Genomic DNA, 16,936 nt, shown 5'->3' on the forward strand with positions numbered 1-16,936 from the left:
AACAAAAGCGAAGAGCGCAACACAAGCAATTTGTACGCGCGTTGGAATTTATTGGCCAACGCGCGTACAACTCCTGTCTAACGTAAACCCATACCTGCTATGACTCCGCGCATGTAGGCGAAGCTCTTTGTGACGCCGGGCATGGGGTCGTTTTCATTAATTTCATACTCAAGATCAACGTTGCCCTTGTAGCCGATATCGACAAGTGCCCGGAAGATTGCGGGGACGGGCATGACGCCATCACCGACGGCCACCTGGCTCTCTTTGACCATGCCGTTGGCGAGGTCCTTCATGTGGAGATCGAAGAGGCGTGGTCCAACCTTTTTGATGGCAGCGACAGGATCGGTGCCGGTTCGCATGGTGTGGCCGACGTCGATGCAGCAGCCGATGCGGGGGTCCATGGACTTCACAACTGCAAGGACATCAAGCGGGGATGGCCACTGTTTGTCTTCCGTCCCGTGGTTGTGGATGGCGAGCTTGATGTCGTATTGCTTGACGAATTTTTCGACACGAGGAAGGACCTGCCTGGTAGGAGAGCCGACGATGATGGGAATGCCAGCGGCCTTGACGTACTCGAATTTTGACTTGATGTCGTCGTCGTCATCCTTGCCGAAATAGATGGTTCCGGCGGCAGTTAGCGTTAACCCTGCGGCCCGATATTCCGCGGCCCGCGTGGCGATCTGATCGAAGGGTGTCATGGGGAGATGGACGTCTTTGAGGTTGAGGTAAGGAGACTTGAGCTCCTTCATGAAGCCGATCAACTGCTGCTGATTGAACTTGCGGAAGGTGTAGCTCGCGATGCCGAGGCGAATCGGCGACCCGGATGGTGCCGGTGCGGCAAAGGAGAGGGAAGTATTGGCGAGGGCGGCGGAGGCGGCGAGGGCGGTTCCGCCACGAAGCAGGCTGCGGCGTGAGAGGTTTGGATTCATGAACGGCATAGTAGCGATGTTGGAAGGTGGTCGTCCAGTTGGAAAGGACATGAGCAATGGGATGGAACTCTATTTAAATTTTTTATTGACATGCCTTAATCGTTGCTGGTAGCTTTCGTTCGCTCTTCAAACAATACAAAGTTTTGGGACGAACGTTGTCCATTTTCGGAGGCTTACGAATGAAACGCTTATGGATGGTACTGTCAGTTGCTCTATGTCTAACAGCGTTACCACTTACGCTGAGAGGGCAAGCGGTGAATGCGACGTTGCTGGGTACGGTTCAGGACACGACCGGCGCGACGATCAACAATGCGAAGGTCACGGCGACCAATATGGCCACGTCTACGGTCTATGAGTCGGTGACAAACTCAGCAGGAAATTACACGGTGCCAAACCTTCCTCCGGGCAGGTATTCGGTGGTGGTTGTTGCCCAGGGATTCAAGAAGGAGACGCACCAGAACATCGATGTGCTGATCAACTCTTCGACCCGCGCGGACTTCGACCTTGCGCCGGGAAGTGTTTCGGAAGAGGTGATGGTGACGACGGCTCCTCCGCTGCTGCAGACCGACCGGGCCGACATCTCGACGAAACTGGAGGCGCACCAGCTTGCGAATCTCCCGATGACAACGAACCGGAACTTCCAGTCGCTGCTGACGCTGGTTCCGGGAACGACGCCGTCGACATACGAGCACTCGCAGTTCTTCAATGCGCAGGGCTCGCTGCAGACACGTGTCAACGGCATTCCGCGCCTGGGGAATTTGTACCAGATTGAAGGTATCGATAACGATGAGCGCACTGGCCTGCTGCAGATCATCATTTCTCCCGCAGAGTCGATCCAATCGGTTGATATTTCTACCAACAATTTTGATGCGGAGATGGGCCGCGCAGTAGGTGCAGTGACGAACGTGATCCTGAAATCCGGATCGAATTCGTTTCATGGATCGGCGTTTGAGTACATACAGAACAACGCGGTGAATGCCCGGTCGTACTTTGGTGGACCGCTTGGTCATCTCACATACAACAGCTATGGCGGTTCGATCGGTGGGCCGATCTTCAAAGATAAGCTGTTTTTCTTTGGCGACTACCAGGGCAGCGCGGATCACGAAAGAATATCGAATACGTTCACGATTCCAGATGCCCGCTACTATACGCCGAATGCGCAGGGCTTCATCGATCTGAGCTCGGCGATAACACTGGATAAAAACGGCAATCAGATTGGGATCGTCTACGATCCGGCGACAGGCGATGGGCGGACGGTTGCTCAGCCGGTGGGAGTTCCGGCTGGAACACCTCGAACAGCGTTTGCGAACAACCAGATTCCTATCGGGAGAGTGAACCCGATCTCTCTCGATATCCTGAAGCGCGTAAACGCCGCAGCCGCACAGTATGGCAAGCTGAATGGGTCTGCGCCGTTGTCGAATCCCAGCAACAACTACACGTCAAATCTTCCCTTCACGAAGGGGACGAATAGCTGGGACACAAAGATCGACTTCACGCTCAATGAGAGGAACCACATCAGCGGCCGTTATAGCTGGCAGCGTGTGAATACGTTCCAGGCGCCCGCGTTTGGTTCGTTCCTCGGCGGTCCGGCCGGCGGCGGTTTTCAGGGAACGGGCGTTCAGACGTCGTACAGTACTGGGGTGAACTACGATCACGTCTTCTCGCCGACCTTGTTTACCGAGGTCAGGTTCGGTGTCGCCCATCTTCGCAACAGTGCACAGCCAAGCGACTACGGCTCGAACGATGCGACGGCGCTGGGAATTCCTGGGGTGAATATCAATCAGTTCACCAGCGGGCAGGTGGGACTTTCGATTAACGGGGGATTCACCGGCACCCTGATCGGTTACTCCGCCTCGGTGCCATGGATCCGAGCTGAAGCGAACATCGACTTTGTCAACAACTGGACGAAGATCGTCCGTAACCACACGATCAAGTTTGGCGGTGACTTGCGACGGGTAAGAGACGATCTGTTGCAGGACCAGACATTCAGTCCGCGTGGCGTCTTCAATTTCTCTGACGTGCAGACGTCGGACGCGGCCAGCAAAGGCACAAACCTGGCGAACAATATTGCGAGCTTCCTGTTAGGGCTTCCTAATCAGGTTGGGCGTGATGTGAACACGTTCTTTCCCGCTTATCGCCAATGGTGGCTCTTTGCGTTTGCCACCGACAAGTGGCAGGTTACGCCGAAGCTCACAGTGGACCTCGGCACCCGATGGGAGTTCTATCCGCCGGCGACGCCGAAGATTGCCAGCGGATTCTCGAACTACGATCCGGTTGCAAACAATCTGGTTATTGCGGGCGTTGGCGGCAACCCGTCCAATCTCGGTATGACGACCCGCTACCGCTATTTTGCCCCGCGCACAGGTTTTGCCTATCGTGCGACGGACAATACCGTGATACGCGGTGGATTCGGTATCAGCTACATGCCGTTTGCGGATAACAACTATGCGTATAACTATCCCGTGCGTTCCAACAATTCATATGGACCGCAGGGACTGAGCGCGTTTACTCCTGCCGTGCTGGCCGATGGCGTGACTCCTGCTACGTTCCAGGCGGGATTTCCGGCGCCGGTACCTGTGCCGATTCCGGCAAACGGTATTATTCCCGTGACGACGCCGACTCTCGTGGCACAGGCACAGTACTATGTTCCGCTGGACTACAAGAACCCTTATGTAGAGTCGTGGAATCTTGCGGTTCAGCAATCGTTGCCTTATGATATGTCGCTTCAGATTGCGTATGTGGGTAATCACGGCGTAGGCATTCCCGGGAACATCGACATTAATAATCCGACCGATGTCTACGGTGGAGGAAATAATTCGAAGCCGGGTTATAACTGTGCGGGGTGCAGCCCAACAGTTCACCGCGTTGCAGCAACCAACAAGATATTCAACGGATTCTCCTCCAACTTCCAATCGTTGCAGGTTCAGGCGACGAAGCGGTTCGCGAAAGGACTAGGTTTTACTTCGGCCTTTACCTGGGGTAAGGGGCTGGGGTATGTCACTGGCGATGATGGTGGGATCCTGTTCTTTACGACGGCCAACATGCACAGAAACTATGCTCCGAATGACTTTGATCGCAGGTTGAACTTCCAGCAGAGCTTTACCTATGAGCTTCCGGTTGGCCGTGGTCATCGCTACCTGAGCTCCGGGGTTGGGGCTTATGTTCTGGGAGGCTGGAAGCTGTCGGGTGTGTTCTCAGCCGTATCTGGATTGCCCTTCTCGGTCTATGCGAGCGGCACCAATTTGAACACGCCAGGCACTGCGATGCTTGCGAATCTGACCGGCGTCTACAAGGTCCTGGGAGGTATTGGATCGAGCAGCCCGTGGTTGGACAAGACTGCATTTACGCAGCCTGGCGCCTGCCCGCAGACTACTCCCGCTACGCCATGCACACTGCAAAATGTTCAATTGGGAAATACCGGAAGGAATCAGTTCCGTGGACCGGGCTATATTCAGGACAATCTGTCGATCTTCAAGAGCTTCCCAATCTGGCGTGAGGCTGCGCTGGAGACGCGGCTCGATGCGTTCCAGTTGAGCAATACGCCGCAGTTCAACGTGCCGAATTCTGGCAGCGGCAATCTGTTTACCTCTGGAAACTTTGGAACCATTACCGGCACTCTGGGAAGCGGGCAGGGAAGTGTCAACGGTATCGGCGGCGGACGCAGCCTTCAGGCGTCGGCGCGGATCACGTTCTAGGCCTGCAAAATCTGTAGCGAATTGGAGGCCAGTTTCTGTTTCAGCAGAGACTGGCCTTATCTTTATGAGGAGGGGAATAAGCGATGAATCGGATTTCAAGGCGCGGTTTTTTAGCCGGTGGAGTTGCAATGGGGCTGGCTACTGGTATGGACCGTTCGGCATTCGCATACAAGGCATCACCGTTTCGGGTCGCGGTGATTACGGATGAGATCTCGCAGGACTTTGACCATGCCTGCTCGGTTGCGGCGAGGGACTTTGGCATGCAGTGGGTGGAGCTGCGTGGGATGTGGAAGAAGAGCTTGCAGTCGTTGAGCGATGCGGAGACCGCGGACGCGCTGAAGATTCTGGCGAAGTACAACCTGCGCGTGACCGACATCGCGAGCCCGCTGTTCAAGGTAGACTGGCCGGGCGCGCCGAAGTCGGAGCATGGCCCGAAGAACGCTCCTGCTTCGAGCGATGTGTTGAAGGAGCAGGACGCTGTGCTCGAGAAGAGCATCTCGCTGGCGAAGCAGTTCAAGACGGACAAGGTGCGGTGCTTCGATTTCTGGCGTATTGAGAACGTCGCGCCTTATCGCGAGGCGATCGACCGGAAGCTGGCCGAGGCGGCTGAGGTCTGCGGGAAGCAGGGTGTCAGGCTTGTGCTCGAGAACGAGTATGCCTGCAACACGGCGACTGGGCGCGAGGCGGCACGGACGCTCGCGGCAGTGAAGTCGCCGCACCTGGCGCTGAACTGGGACCCGGGCAACGCCGTGATGCGCGGTGAGTTCGATGCGTACCCCGTGGCGTGGAATCTTCTGCCGAAGGACCGGATTCATCACTGCCATGTGAAGAATGCGGTGAAGGGAGCCGACGGCAAGGTGGTGTGGTCGCCGGTGGGGACGGGCATCATCGACTGGACGGGGCAGTTCCGCGATCTTGCGAAGGCGGGGTATCGCGATTCGGTGAGCCTGGAGACGCACTGGCATGGCGGATCGTCGCCGGAGGATTCGACGCGGCAGAGCTGGGCTGGGATGAAGAAGGCGCTGGAGGACTCGGGGAATCTGTGAGGCATTCCGGATTATGGCGAGGCGCAGGATCCCAGCTTGGTATTGGTTGCGGTGCAGGCAAGATACGGGGATTCTTCGCCTTCGGCTCAGAATGACGACAACTATTCGCCCTAGCGATTGGAAGATTGCTCGGTGTGCGGTTGCTTTCATCAAGGAACTTTGCCGGTTGCCAGCATACTCCGATATGCAGTTCGTCCCGCGATTTCGCATTTCAGCGGCTGTGGAAAGCTTGCGTAGAAGTGCAAAAACACCCCAATATATTGACGTTGACCTGCCGGTAGGCCCTTGCTATAGTGAGTGAACTTCATGGTGTTGCCGGTCGCGAGGCCGGCAACTGAAAAGGGAATCCGGTGAAAATCCGGAGCTGCCCCGCAGCGGTAAGCAGGAACGAACGCTCCACGAAGGCACTGGCCGAAGGGCTGGGAAGCCGGAGCAAGTAGGTAGCCTGCAGAGTCCGAAGACCTGCCATGAGGCCGTGCCCGAGGGCACGAAATTCACACACCTCCGAGGGGAAGGTGCGGTGGTTGCGGCCTGTCTTTTTGCGGGCAACTTCCGCTGTACGCAGCTCGGAGCAAAGGACGCTCCCATGGCGACGGTGCAGGCGACACTCACTGATCTCGATCCGAACTTTCCCCCATCCGAAGCCGTGCTGCAGATGCAGGTGCGCAAGCGCAACGGCTCGCTCGAACCGGTCGATGTGAACAAGATTGTGCGGGCGGTGCAGCGCTGCTGCTATGGGCTGCCGCACGTCGACCCGCTGCGCGTTGCCAGCAAGACGATCGGCGGCCTCTTCGATGGCGCCTCGACGCGGGAGCTTGATGCGATCTCGATCCAGACTTCGGCGGCGTTGATCGCCGAGGAGCCGGAGTACTCTCGTCTGGCAGCGCGGCTGCTGCTGGCCACGATCGAGAAAGAGGTGGCGGGGCAGAACATTTACTCCTTCTCGCAGTCGATGGAGGTGGGGCATCGCGAGGGTGTGGTTTCAAAGGACGCGGCGGAGTTCGTCGCGGCGAATGCAAGGAAGCTGAACAGCGCCATCGACGACCGACTGTCCGATCGCTTCGAGTACTTTGGGTTGCGCACGGTCTATGACCGTTACCTGCTGCGTCATCCGATCACGCGGCAGGTGATCGAGACGCCGCAGTACTTTTTCATGCGCGTCTCGGCCGGACTGTCGGTGCGCGTGCATGAGGCGGCAGAGTTTTATCGGCTGCTGGCGTCGCACGACTATCTGCCCAGTTCGCCGACGCTCTTCAACAGTGGGACGAAGCACTCGCAGATGTCGTCGTGCTATCTGCTGGATTCGCCGAAGGACTCGCTGGAGTCGATCTACGACGCTTACAAGCAGATTGCGATGCTGTCGAAGTTTTCGGGCGGCATCGGTCTTGCGTTTCATCGTGTGCGCTCGGAGGGCTCGTTGATTCGCGCGACGAATGGGCTGTCGAACGGCATAGTGCCGTGGCTGCGTACGCTCGATGCGTCGGTGGCGGCGGTCAACCAGGGCGGCAAGCGCAAGGGCGCGTGCTGCGTGTATCTCGAGCCGTGGCACGCGGATGTGGAGTCGTTTCTGGAGATGCGCGACAATACGGGCGACCATGCTCGGCGAACGTATAACCTCAATCTCGCCAACTGGATTCCGGACCTTTTCATGAAGCGCGTCGATGAAGATGGCATGTGGTCACTCTTCGATCCTAAAGATGTGACTCATCTGCCCGATTTATTCGGTGTGGAGTTCGAGCGTGCTTACGTCGAGGCCGAGGAGCAGAAGAAGTATGTGCGCCAGGTGAAGGCGCGCGATCTCTACGCGCGCATGATGCGAACGCTGGCGGAGACCGGCAACGGGTGGATGGTCTTCAAGGATGCATGCAATGTGAAGTGCAACCAGACGGGTTTGCCGGAGAACGTCGTTCATCTCTCGAACCTCTGCACGGAGATCACGGAGGTGACATCGTCCGAGGAGACGGCGGTGTGCAATCTGGGTTCGATCAATCTTGCGCGGCATGTGACGGATGGTGCGTTCGACTTCGACAAGCTGGCTGCGACAGTGCGTCATGCGGTGCCGATGCTCGATCGCGTGATCGACATCAACTATTACCCCGTGCCGCAGGCCGCAGTAGCAAATAGCCGATGGAGGCCGGTGGGGCTGGGGGTGATGGGGCTTCAGGACGTCTTCTTTCAACTCCGGATGGTCTTCGACTCGCCGCAGGCGCGTGCACTCTCGGCCAAGATTCAGGAGGAGATTTACTTTCATGCGCTGACCGTCTCCTGCGAGCTTGCGGAGCAGCACGGTCCGCATGCGGCTTTTCAGGAGTCGCGCGCCGCAAAGGGAGAGTTTCAGTTCGATCTGTGGGGCGTGAAGCCGGAAGACAGCGCGCGGTGGGAGTTGCTGCGTGAGCGAATGAAGAGGTCGGGTCTGCGCAACTCGTTGATGATCGCGATTGCTCCCACTGCGACGATCGCGTCGATCGTCGGCTGCTATGAGTGCATCGAGCCGCAGGTTTCGAATCTGTTCAAGCGCGAGACGCTTTCGGGCGAGTTCATGCAGATCAACCGCTATCTTGTGCAGGAGCTGAAGCAGCTTGGCCTGTGGTCGGAGGAGATGCGGACACGCATCAAACTTGCCGAGGGCTCGATCCAGGGCATTGAGGAGATTCCGAGCGATGTGCGCTCGATCTATCGCACGGTGTGGGAGCTGCCGATGCGTTCGCTCATCGACATGGCGGCGGGCCGCGGGGCCTTTATCGACCAGAGCCAGTCGCTGAACCTGTTTGCGGAGTCGCCAAACATCGGGAGGCTCAGCTCGATGTACATGTATGCGTGGAAGCGCGGCGTCAAGACGACGTACTACCTGCGCTCGCGTCCCGCGACGAAGATCGCGAAGACCACGGTCGCGGCGGCGTCGAAGGGCACAGCCGTCGTTATTAACGCATCCGCGAGCGTTACGTGCTCGCTTGACAATCCAGAGAGCTGCGAAGCCTGCCAGTAAAGGAGAAAATCTATGTCCATCGCAACACCGAACGCCATTCTCGATCCCGGTCTTTCGCTCACGCTGAGGCCGATGCGTTATCCCGTCTTTTTTGAGATGTTCAAGGATGGCATCCGCAATACATGGACGGTTGAGGAGGTGGATTTTTCGACCGACCTGGTTGACCTGCGCTCGCGTCTTACTCCGGCGGAGATTCACCTGATCCAGCGGCTGGTTGCATTCTTTGCGACTGGAGACTCGATCGTCTCCAACAACCTGGTGTTGAATCTCTACAAGCACATCAACTCGCCCGAGGCGCGGCTTTATTTGTCGCGTCAGCTCTTTGAAGAGGCAGTGCATGTGCAGTTTTACTTGACGCTGCTGGACAACTATGTTCCCGATCCCGAGGCGCGCGCGGCGGCGTTTGCCGCGGTGGAGAACATTCCGTCGATCACGAAGAAGGCGCAGTTCTGCATGCGCTGGATGGATTCGATTCAGAAGCTGGATGAGTTGCGTACTCCTGCCGAACGCAAGCAGTTTTTGCTGAACCTTGTCTGTTTCGCGGGGTGCATCGAGGGTCTGTTCTTCTTCGCGGCGTTTGCCTATGTGTATTTTCTGCGTTCGCGCGGGTTGCTGAACGGCCTTGCTGCGGGAACGAACTGGGTCTTCCGCGACGAGAGCTGTCATCTGGAGTTTGCGTTTGAAGTCGTGAACGTTGTGCGGTCGGAGGAGCCTGAGCTCTTTGATGCGGAGCTCGAGCAGCAGATCGTCGAGATGATGAAGGATGCGGTGGAGTGCGAGCTGCAATTCGCCGCAGACCTGCTATCGGGCGGCGTCGCGGGCCTGTCGGTGCGCGAGATGCGCCAGTATCTGGAGTACGTCGCGGACTCGCGCGTTGCGCGCCTGGGTATGCCAGCGATCTTCGGCTCGAAGAACCCGTTCGCGTTCATGGAGCTTCAGGATGTGCAGGAGCTGACGAATTTTTTTGAGAGACGCGTTTCGGCGTACCAGGTTGCCGTGGCCGGCGAGGTGGCGTTTCACGAAGATTTTTAGTCTGCCCGGTACTGCCTGATATACCGGCGGCAAGGCTTTGACGGTATCGTGTGCATCTTCCTCTATAACAAAAGGGAGGCTGCCGAAGTTCGGCGCACAAGAACTCTCACACATAAGGAGAAGCATGATGAATCGTCGATCCTTTCTGCAGGGCTCTGCGGCCCTTGCCGGATGCAGTACCGTCGGCCTGACGGGATGCATGAAGCGGGCAGTTACTGCTGCGGTTGCGGGTGCGCCGCCGCTTCCGTTCTACGATGTGCCGGGGCCGATTACGCCGATCCGCGCAGACGTCGATCGCATCTTCCGGATTACGGTCTGCCTGAGACCGTTTCGCGCTGCCGGCCCTCGCCTCGATGTCGAGCGCGTGGGCGACAAGGTTGTTGTGCACAACTATGGGCATGGCGGAAGCGGCTGGTCGCTCTCGTGGGGATCGGCCGACGTTGCGGTACGCAAGGCGCTTGACGCGGCGAATGGCAGCAGGGAGATCGCGGTGATCGGCTGCGGAGCGCTGGGTCTGACTGCGGCGATCACAGCGCAGCGCGCGGGGTTTCGCGTAACGATCTACGCGAAGGAACGGCCGCCGTTTGTGCGTTCGTCACGGGCCACGGGCTCGTGGACGCCGGATTCGCGGATTGCCCTGGCTTCGGCGGCGTCGCCTGATTTCGCTGCGCAGTGGGAGTCGATGGCGCGTACATCGTTCGCGATGTATCAGAGCTACCTCGGCATGTCTGGAGCGCCGATCGAGTGGACCGATCGCTATATGCTCTCGGACATGACGCGCAAGGAGAGTGCTGCTCAAGCGGATCAGGGCAATACGCATGGGTTTGCGCATTATGCGGAACGCATCGACGACATTACTCCCAGCTCGCAAACGATCCCCGAGGGGTTGCATCCTTTCCCCACGAAGTATGTGCGGCGCAGTTCTTCACTGACGTTCAATGTTGCGGACTACTCCCGGCAGTTGATGAACGACTTTCTGATTGCGGGCGGAAGGATTGAGACGCGAGAGTTCCATTCTCCTCAAGAGATCGCCGCGCTAACGCAGCCGGTGATCGTCAACTGCACGGGATACGGCGCGCGCCAGCTCTGGTCGGATGAGAGCATCGTCCCGATCCGCGGGCAGATTGCGTGGCTGATTCCGCAGGAGGGGGTCCACTACGGCCTGTTTTACAAGGGTGTCTATGTGCTCGCGCGGCGTGACGGTATTGTCGTACAGCCGGGAACGGGCGGCGAGGATGAGGGATGGAACGACACGAACGAACAGCCGGACAGGGCGGCTGCCGTTGCCGGTGTGCAGGTGCTGCAGGAGCTTTACAGCCGCATGGAGATGATGCCGCGCAGGCGCGCATGATGCGGTCATCGGGACGAAAGCGAAGGTCCGTGCTGGCGCGAGCAAAATACGGGGATTCCCCTTCGCTGCGCTCGAGAGTCAGAGTGATGGCACGGTAGCTGGTAAAGCGCTACAACTCGAGGCGGGAGTCGTCGATTGCGAGCCTTACGTTGCCATCGGATTTTGCCAGGCGGCGGACGGCTTCCATCTTGTCGACGTTAGCCTTCAGCATGACAACGGCTATCGGGATGGACTTTCCTGCCGATTTGATGGTGCGGATCGCAGTTTCGCGGTCGATATTGCAAACCTTCATCAGCACACGAATGCCACGCTCGACGAGCTTGGCGTTTTTCATGTGCACGTTCACCATCAGATTGTCGTACACATAGCCGAGCCTCGTCATGGCGCCAGTCGTGATCAGGTTCAGGATCATCTTCTGTGCAGTTGCCGACTTCATGCGGGTCGAACCGGAGAGCGCCTCGGGGCCTACTTCGGCGACGATGGTCGTATCGGCTACATCAGCCAGTGCGGTGTTCAGGTTGCAGACGACGGCGGCGGTCTTGGCCCCTCGTGCACGAGCATATTCGACAGCGCCGACGACGTACGGCGTGCGGCCAGATGCCGATACGCCGATAACAATGTCCTTGCGGGTTGGCCGGCGCCGTGCGATGTCGCGTTGGCCGATTTCGGGAGAATCTTCGTTGACGTCAGAGGCGGATGCCAAAGCCTTTGGTCCGCCGGCCATGATGTACTGCACCTGCGCGGGGGCGGTGGAGAAGGTGGGCGGACACTCCGATGCGTCGAGCGAGGCGATGCGTCCCGAAGAGCCTGCGCCGACGTAGATCAGCCGGCCGCCATCGCGCAGCGATCGTGCAACGGTATCGATCACAATCGCGATCTCCGGCAGCGCTTTTTTAACGGCAGCGGCGATCTTTGAATCTTCGTGATTGATGATCCGCGCGATTTCAAGAGCCGACTTTGTATCGAGGCCCTCGGAGGCAGAGTTGGGGGTCTCGGTGGTGAGTTTCTGAAACTCATCGGGGCCGTTCTGAGCGGATTTCAACGGCGGAGTCGACTCGATCATGGTGAGAGTAGCCATAAAGATTTTACTGGGTGTTCGCCTGCTGCTCCTCTTTTATATGATTCTAGTCCTAATAGACCGTAGTTGCGTATGGAAAGGTACATGTTTGATACCCGGCATGAGGCTCCGATCAAGCGAATCATACCTTCCTCACATGCTTGGACGGTCGAGTCGCCGGTCCGTCTCGGATGATAAGTGAGCAATCGCAGGATTGCCCTGCTATGTCAAACGATTATCTGTAATATGCAGGTCATGGCAAATAGATCGCGTTGGTGCTGCTCTGTGGCCGGTTTTCTGGCTATCGCATTGGGAGTTGCTGGTCTTCGTGCTGAAGCGCAGCCTTTTTCGCTCGGCCTGCAGAAGACGGATACTACTCTGGAGGACCGACTCACAACTTTGGCATCGACGCATCACGGTCACGTGGCGCTCTATGCAACCCAGTTGAACACGGGGAAGACCGTGGCCATCGATGAAGACCATCCCGTCCAGACAGCCTCTGTCATCAAACTGGCGATTCTGTTTGAGGCGATGGAGCAGGTGCGCGCGGGGAAGGCCCACTGGGATGAGAAGCTCACTCTTGCAAAGGGCGATGGCGTCAGTGGCTCGGGCGTGCTCAGTTTCTTCGATGCTCCGCTAACGCTAACACTGAAGGATGTTCTGACGATGATGGTCATCGTGAGTGACAACACTGGCACGAACCTGGCGATCGACCGCTTTGGCGTCGACGCGGTGAATGCCAGGATCGCCTGGCTGGGCCTAAAAGATACCCACCTGTACAAGAAGGTGATGAAGCCGGCGACAGGCCCGATGCCCGCAGACCAGCCGAAGTTTGGCCTGGGAAAGACGACGGCACGGGAGATGGCGACGATCATGGAGAGGATCGGTCTGTGCGAGCTGGCCGGTCCAGGCGAAAAGCCGCAGCCTGGAGATGCGGCGATCTGTCAGGTGGCTTTAACAATGTTGCGTAACCAGTTCTACCGAAACACGATACCGAGGTATCTTGAGAAGCTGGATTCGAGCGAGACTGGCTCAGGGATTGCCAGCAAGACTGGCAGTTTGAATGCAGTTCGGAACGATGTTGCTCTTGTGGCCGGGAAAGATGGACCGATGGTGATTTCGATCTTCACCTACGAAAACGAAGATAAAAGCTGGACTCCCGATAATGAGGCTGAGATGATGATTGCAAGGCTGGCGAAGGAGATTGTTGAGGCCTGGTCGCCGGCTGGAGTGGACGGCAAGAATCTCGTTCCCGGGTTGGGGCTTGGTCTTCATGTGGCTCCCGAACCTGCGAAAAGCGCGTCTAAATGATTGAGGAAGAAAGTAAGGCCGTGGATGTAAGCGAGCCGAGAGAACCGGCACAAGAACTCGACACAGGTCTGCCTGAAGCGCCAGCCAGAAAGAAGGGCAGCGCTCACTCGTGGATTCGCGACCTCATTATCTCTGTCGCTGTTTCCAGCTTCATCATCATCTTTCTCTACCAGCCTGTTCGTGTAGAGGGCACGAGCATGTTACCGATGCTTGAAGACCAGGACAGGCTCTTCATCAACAAACTGGCATATAGGGTAGGCGAGATTCAACGCGGCGATGTGGTCGTCTTCCTTTATCCGCACGATCATCAAAAGAGCTATATCAAGCGCGTCATCGCGCTTCCCGGCGACGATCTTCGCATCGACCACGGCCGTGTCTTCGTCAATGGGCATGAGTTGGTTGAAAAGTATGTTCCGCCGCGCTTTGAAGACGATCGCTCTTTGCCGGAGACGGTTGTGCCTGAGCATGAGTACTTTGTGATGGGAGACCACCGTTCTATATCGAGTGACAGCCGAGACTTCGGCCCCGTTGACCGCGACCTGATCTATGGGAAGGCGGCCTTTGTGTATTGGCCGATGGAGCAGGCTGGGGTTGTCCGGTAGATTGCCGTCTCACAACAAATACAAAGACAGAAAGCGGGGATTCTTCCCCTTCGGTTTCGCTCAGGGTCAGAATGACGGCTTGTTGAGGGAGTTTTCAAACTCGAAAACGGCGTGGCTGAAAGCCACGCCGTTTCTCTTTGCGTGCAAGATTATTTGGAAGTCGCGTTTGCAACGATCTGAGCAAAGGAGCCCGGGTCGAGCGATGCTCCTCCGACCAGAGCGCCGTCAATGTCCTCCAGGCAGCAGAGCGAAGCGGCGTTGTCCGGCTTCACTGAGCCGCCGTAGAGAATTCTCGTCGCCGCGGCGACAGTGGGCCCTGCCACCTTTGCCAACTGCGCACGAATGATCTTGTGCGCTTCCTCTGCGATCTCGGGTGTGGCGGTCTTGCCTGTTCCAATGGCCCAGACGGGCTCGTAGGCGATGACCAGCGGGCCCAGCGCGGCGGGGTCGATGCCTTCGAGGGCGACCGCGACCTGAAGGTTCAGGACCTCGGTGGTCTTGTTGGCCTCGCGCTCATGCAGGTGTTCGCCGACGCAGACGATAGGCACCAGGCCATGCGCGAGCGCCGACTTCAGCTTCAGGTTCACGGTGGTGTCGGTCTCGTTGAAGTACTGCCGCCGCTCGGAGTGGCCGATGAGGACGTGGGTTGCGCCGATGGCCGTAAGCATCGTCGGCGAGGTCTCGCCGGTATATGCGCCTTCATTGAGCCAGTGCATCGTCTGCGCGCCGACGGCGACGGACTTGCCGCGTGCGGCGTCGACGAGCGCGGGCAGCGAGGTCATCGGAGGGCAGAGAACGACTTCGGCCTTGTCATTTTGCTTGACCAGGGGAACGAAGTGCGTGAGGAAAGCCGTGGACTCGGCGGGGTTCTTGTACATCTTCCAGTTGGCAGCGATTAGCAGTTTGCGCATGGGAATCAGTTTCCATTTCCTTCAGGAATGAGTTTGGCGTTGCAGCGATTACTTGTTCGTCAGCGCGGCAACGCCCGGCAGGGTTTTGCCTTCGAGAAACTCCAGTGAGGCTCCGCCGCCGGTCGAGATGTGCGTGATCTTCGCGGCGACTCCCGATTGCTGGACCGCGGCGACGGAGTCCCCGCCGCCGACGATGCTGGTAGCATCCTGATTTGCCGCGACGGCCCTGGCGACTGCGTTCGTGCCTTTGGCGAAGGCCGGCATCTCGAAGACCCCCATCGGGCCGTTCCACACGATCGTGATGGCGTCGGCGATCTCTCGCTTGAAGAGCTCGACCGAGGCGGGGCCGATGTCGAGCGCCATCATGTCGGCAGGGAAGGCGCCGGTCCCGGAGAAGACCTGCGTCTTCGCATCGGAGGCGAACTTGTCAGCGAGCACGTGGTCAACCGGCAGCAGGAAGCTGACGCCCTTCTTCGCTGCTTTGGCCAGCGCCGCCTTGGCGACGTTGATCTTGTCGGCCTCGACAAGCGATTTACCGGTCGTCTGCCCCTTGGCGTTCAGGAAGGTGTAGGCCATGCCTCCGCCGATGATCAGCGTGGTGACGCGGTCGAGCAGGCTGTCGATGACCTCAATCTTGTCGGAGACCTTGGCCCCGCCGATGATGGCGACGAAGGGCTTGATGGGATCGCTGACGGCCTTACTCAGGTAAGTCAGCTCCTTTTCCATGAGCAGGCCTGCGCCGGAGACGGGCACGTGGTGCGTCACGCCCTCGGTCGAGGCATGAGCGCGATGGGCGCTGCCGAAGGCGTCGTTGATGTAGATGTCGCAGAGTGAGGCCAACTGCTTTGCAAATTCCGGGTCGTTCTTCTCTTCTTCGGCATGGAAGCGCAGGTTCTCAAGCAGCAGCGGCTGGCCGGGCTCGAGACCGGCGACCATCTCGGTGGCGATCTCGCCGACGCACTCGGGGGAGAAGGCGACGTTCTCCTCTTCGCTGATGACGTGGTCGAGCAGCTCGCGCAGGCGGTCAACGACCGGCCGCAGGCTCATCGAGGGCACCACCTTGCCCTTGGGGCGGCCAAGGTGCGAGCAGAGGATAACGCGAGCCTTGCGCCGCAGCGCGTACTCAATTGTTGGGATCGTCTCGCGGATGCGTGTGTCGTCGGTGATGCGAGGCGAACTGTCGGGTCCATCGACCGCAAGCGGTACGTTGAAATCAACGCGGATCAAAACCCGCTTGTTGGTGAGGTCTATATCGCGGATGGACAGCTTCGACATGCAGGTTCCTTTTCGACGGAGGGGAGTCTGGTTGTGATGCAGTGGATTCGTGAATCGTTATTGCTATCCATGATAGCGGGTGCCGGAGCATTCTGACCGGCCAATGCAAAAACTTCACCCCTGGAGTGGCATATCGGTGCGAATCAGCGCGATGGGGAATTTGACGCAAACGCCGAGGGGAGCGCAATTGGGATGGGGTAGGCTCAAGGCGCGCGGAAGCGGAGGCTGTTACCACGCTCCCGATGCAGCACAGATGCAGCGTTATGAAGAGTACCTATTCCGGAATAAAGGCGTCGGCTTCGATCTCGATGTGCCAGCGCGGATCGAGCAGCTCCTTGACGACCACCATGGTGGCGGCGGGAAGGACGGTCGAGAAAAATTTGCCGTGCGCATGGCCGACCGTCTTCCAGTCTTCGGCACGCGTCAGGAACATGCGTGTGCGATAGACATGTTCCATGGAAGCGCCGGCGTTCTTCAGGGCCTCGGCGATGATCGTCAGGCAGCGCTCGGTCTGCCGGGCAACGTCGAGGTCGTCCGCGCCTACTGGCCCTGTCCCGGAGACATGCACATGGTTACCGATGCGGACTGCTCGCGAGAAGCCGATGACAGGCTCGTAGGGAGATGTACCCGAAATGTTGGTCCGTTCCATGAGTTGAGTCTAATGGCAAAGCTGGGATACGGTGGTCAGCATTTGATGATGTAGCATTCGGCCATGCGCGTAACCAACCCCGCCCGGAATCG

General features: G+C 58.3%; 12 protein-coding genes and 1 riboswitch. Of the genes, 7 read left to right on the forward strand and 5 right to left on the reverse strand.

The features are described from left to right. Window positions 1-77 precede the first annotated feature (77 nt). Window positions 78-929 (reverse strand): sugar phosphate isomerase/epimerase, encoded by an 852-nt coding sequence (locus JSS95_03120; GenBank protein ID MBS1798795.1) that lies wholly within the window; start codon window positions 927-929, stop codon window positions 78-80. A 179-nt stretch (window positions 930-1,108) separates the two neighbouring features. Here JSS95_03120 and JSS95_03125 point away from each other — a divergent pair, with 179 nt between their 5' ends. The 5 genes from JSS95_03125 (at window position 1,109) to JSS95_03145 (ending at window position 11,039) form a co-directional block, all read left to right on the forward strand. Next, window positions 1,109-4,624 carry a TonB-dependent receptor gene (locus JSS95_03125; GenBank protein MBS1798796.1) on the forward strand — a complete coding sequence of 1,172 codons (3,516 nt, stop codon included), beginning with the start codon at window positions 1,109-1,111 and terminating at the stop codon, window positions 4,622-4,624. Between the two features lie 83 nt (window positions 4,625-4,707). Beyond that, entirely contained in the window at window positions 4,708-5,670 is a 963-nt protein-coding gene (locus JSS95_03130) for a sugar phosphate isomerase/epimerase (GenBank protein ID MBS1798797.1), read from the forward strand. A 290-nt stretch (window positions 5,671-5,960) separates the two neighbouring features. Next, window positions 5,961-6,155: riboswitch (cobalamin riboswitch) on the forward strand. A 101-nt stretch (window positions 6,156-6,256) separates the two neighbouring features. Next, window positions 6,257-8,656, forward strand: a complete 2,400-nt coding sequence (locus tag JSS95_03135; protein ID MBS1798798.1) for a ribonucleoside-diphosphate reductase subunit alpha — start codon at window positions 6,257-6,259, stop codon at window positions 8,654-8,656. 12 nt (window positions 8,657-8,668) lie between these two features. Further along, window positions 8,669-9,688 (forward strand): ribonucleotide-diphosphate reductase subunit beta, encoded by a 1,020-nt coding sequence (locus tag JSS95_03140; GenBank protein MBS1798799.1) that lies wholly within the window; start codon window positions 8,669-8,671, stop codon window positions 9,686-9,688. Between the two features lie 127 nt (window positions 9,689-9,815). After that, entirely contained in the window at window positions 9,816-11,039 is a 1,224-nt protein-coding gene (locus JSS95_03145; protein ID MBS1798800.1) for an FAD-dependent oxidoreductase, read from the forward strand. Window positions 11,040-11,148: 109 nt separating this feature from the next. On the opposite strand, the gene murQ is transcribed toward JSS95_03145, so the two are convergent. Then, window positions 11,149-12,117: an N-acetylmuramic acid 6-phosphate etherase gene (murQ, locus tag JSS95_03150; GenBank protein ID MBS1798801.1), complete on the reverse strand. Its 969-nt coding sequence runs from the start codon at window positions 12,115-12,117 to the stop codon at window positions 11,149-11,151. A gap of 234 nt (window positions 12,118-12,351) precedes the next feature. Between murQ and JSS95_03155 the strand changes: the two genes are divergently transcribed. Next, window positions 12,352-13,407 (forward strand): serine hydrolase, encoded by a 1,056-nt coding sequence (locus JSS95_03155; protein ID MBS1798802.1) that lies wholly within the window; start codon window positions 12,352-12,354, stop codon window positions 13,405-13,407. Then, window positions 13,404-14,009 carry a signal peptidase I gene (lepB, locus tag JSS95_03160; protein MBS1798803.1) on the forward strand — a complete coding sequence of 202 codons (606 nt, stop codon included), beginning with the start codon at window positions 13,404-13,406 and terminating at the stop codon, window positions 14,007-14,009. The genes JSS95_03155 and lepB overlap by 4 nt, the downstream gene beginning before the upstream one ends. A 149-nt stretch (window positions 14,010-14,158) precedes the next feature. On the opposite strand, the gene JSS95_03165 is transcribed toward lepB, so the two are convergent. From JSS95_03165 to JSS95_03175, 3 genes are all read right to left on the reverse strand, one after another. Then, window positions 14,159-14,920 carry a triose-phosphate isomerase gene (locus JSS95_03165; GenBank protein MBS1798804.1) on the reverse strand — a complete coding sequence of 254 codons (762 nt, stop codon included), beginning with the start codon at window positions 14,918-14,920 and terminating at the stop codon, window positions 14,159-14,161. Window positions 14,921-14,968: 48 nt separating this feature from the next. Beyond that, complete coding sequence (locus JSS95_03170; protein MBS1798805.1) at window positions 14,969-16,195, reverse strand: phosphoglycerate kinase; 1,227 nt, start codon at window positions 16,193-16,195, stop codon at window positions 14,969-14,971. Between the two features lie 274 nt (window positions 16,196-16,469). Then, window positions 16,470-16,844, reverse strand: coding sequence for a RidA family protein (locus tag JSS95_03175; protein ID MBS1798806.1), 375 nt, complete (start codon window positions 16,842-16,844; stop codon window positions 16,470-16,472). Between the last annotated feature and the right edge of the window lie 92 nt (window positions 16,845-16,936).

This window comes from Acidobacteriota bacterium, assembly GCA_018268895.1.
In the GTDB taxonomy this organism is placed as follows: domain Bacteria; phylum Acidobacteriota; class Terriglobia; order Terriglobales; family Acidobacteriaceae; genus Edaphobacter.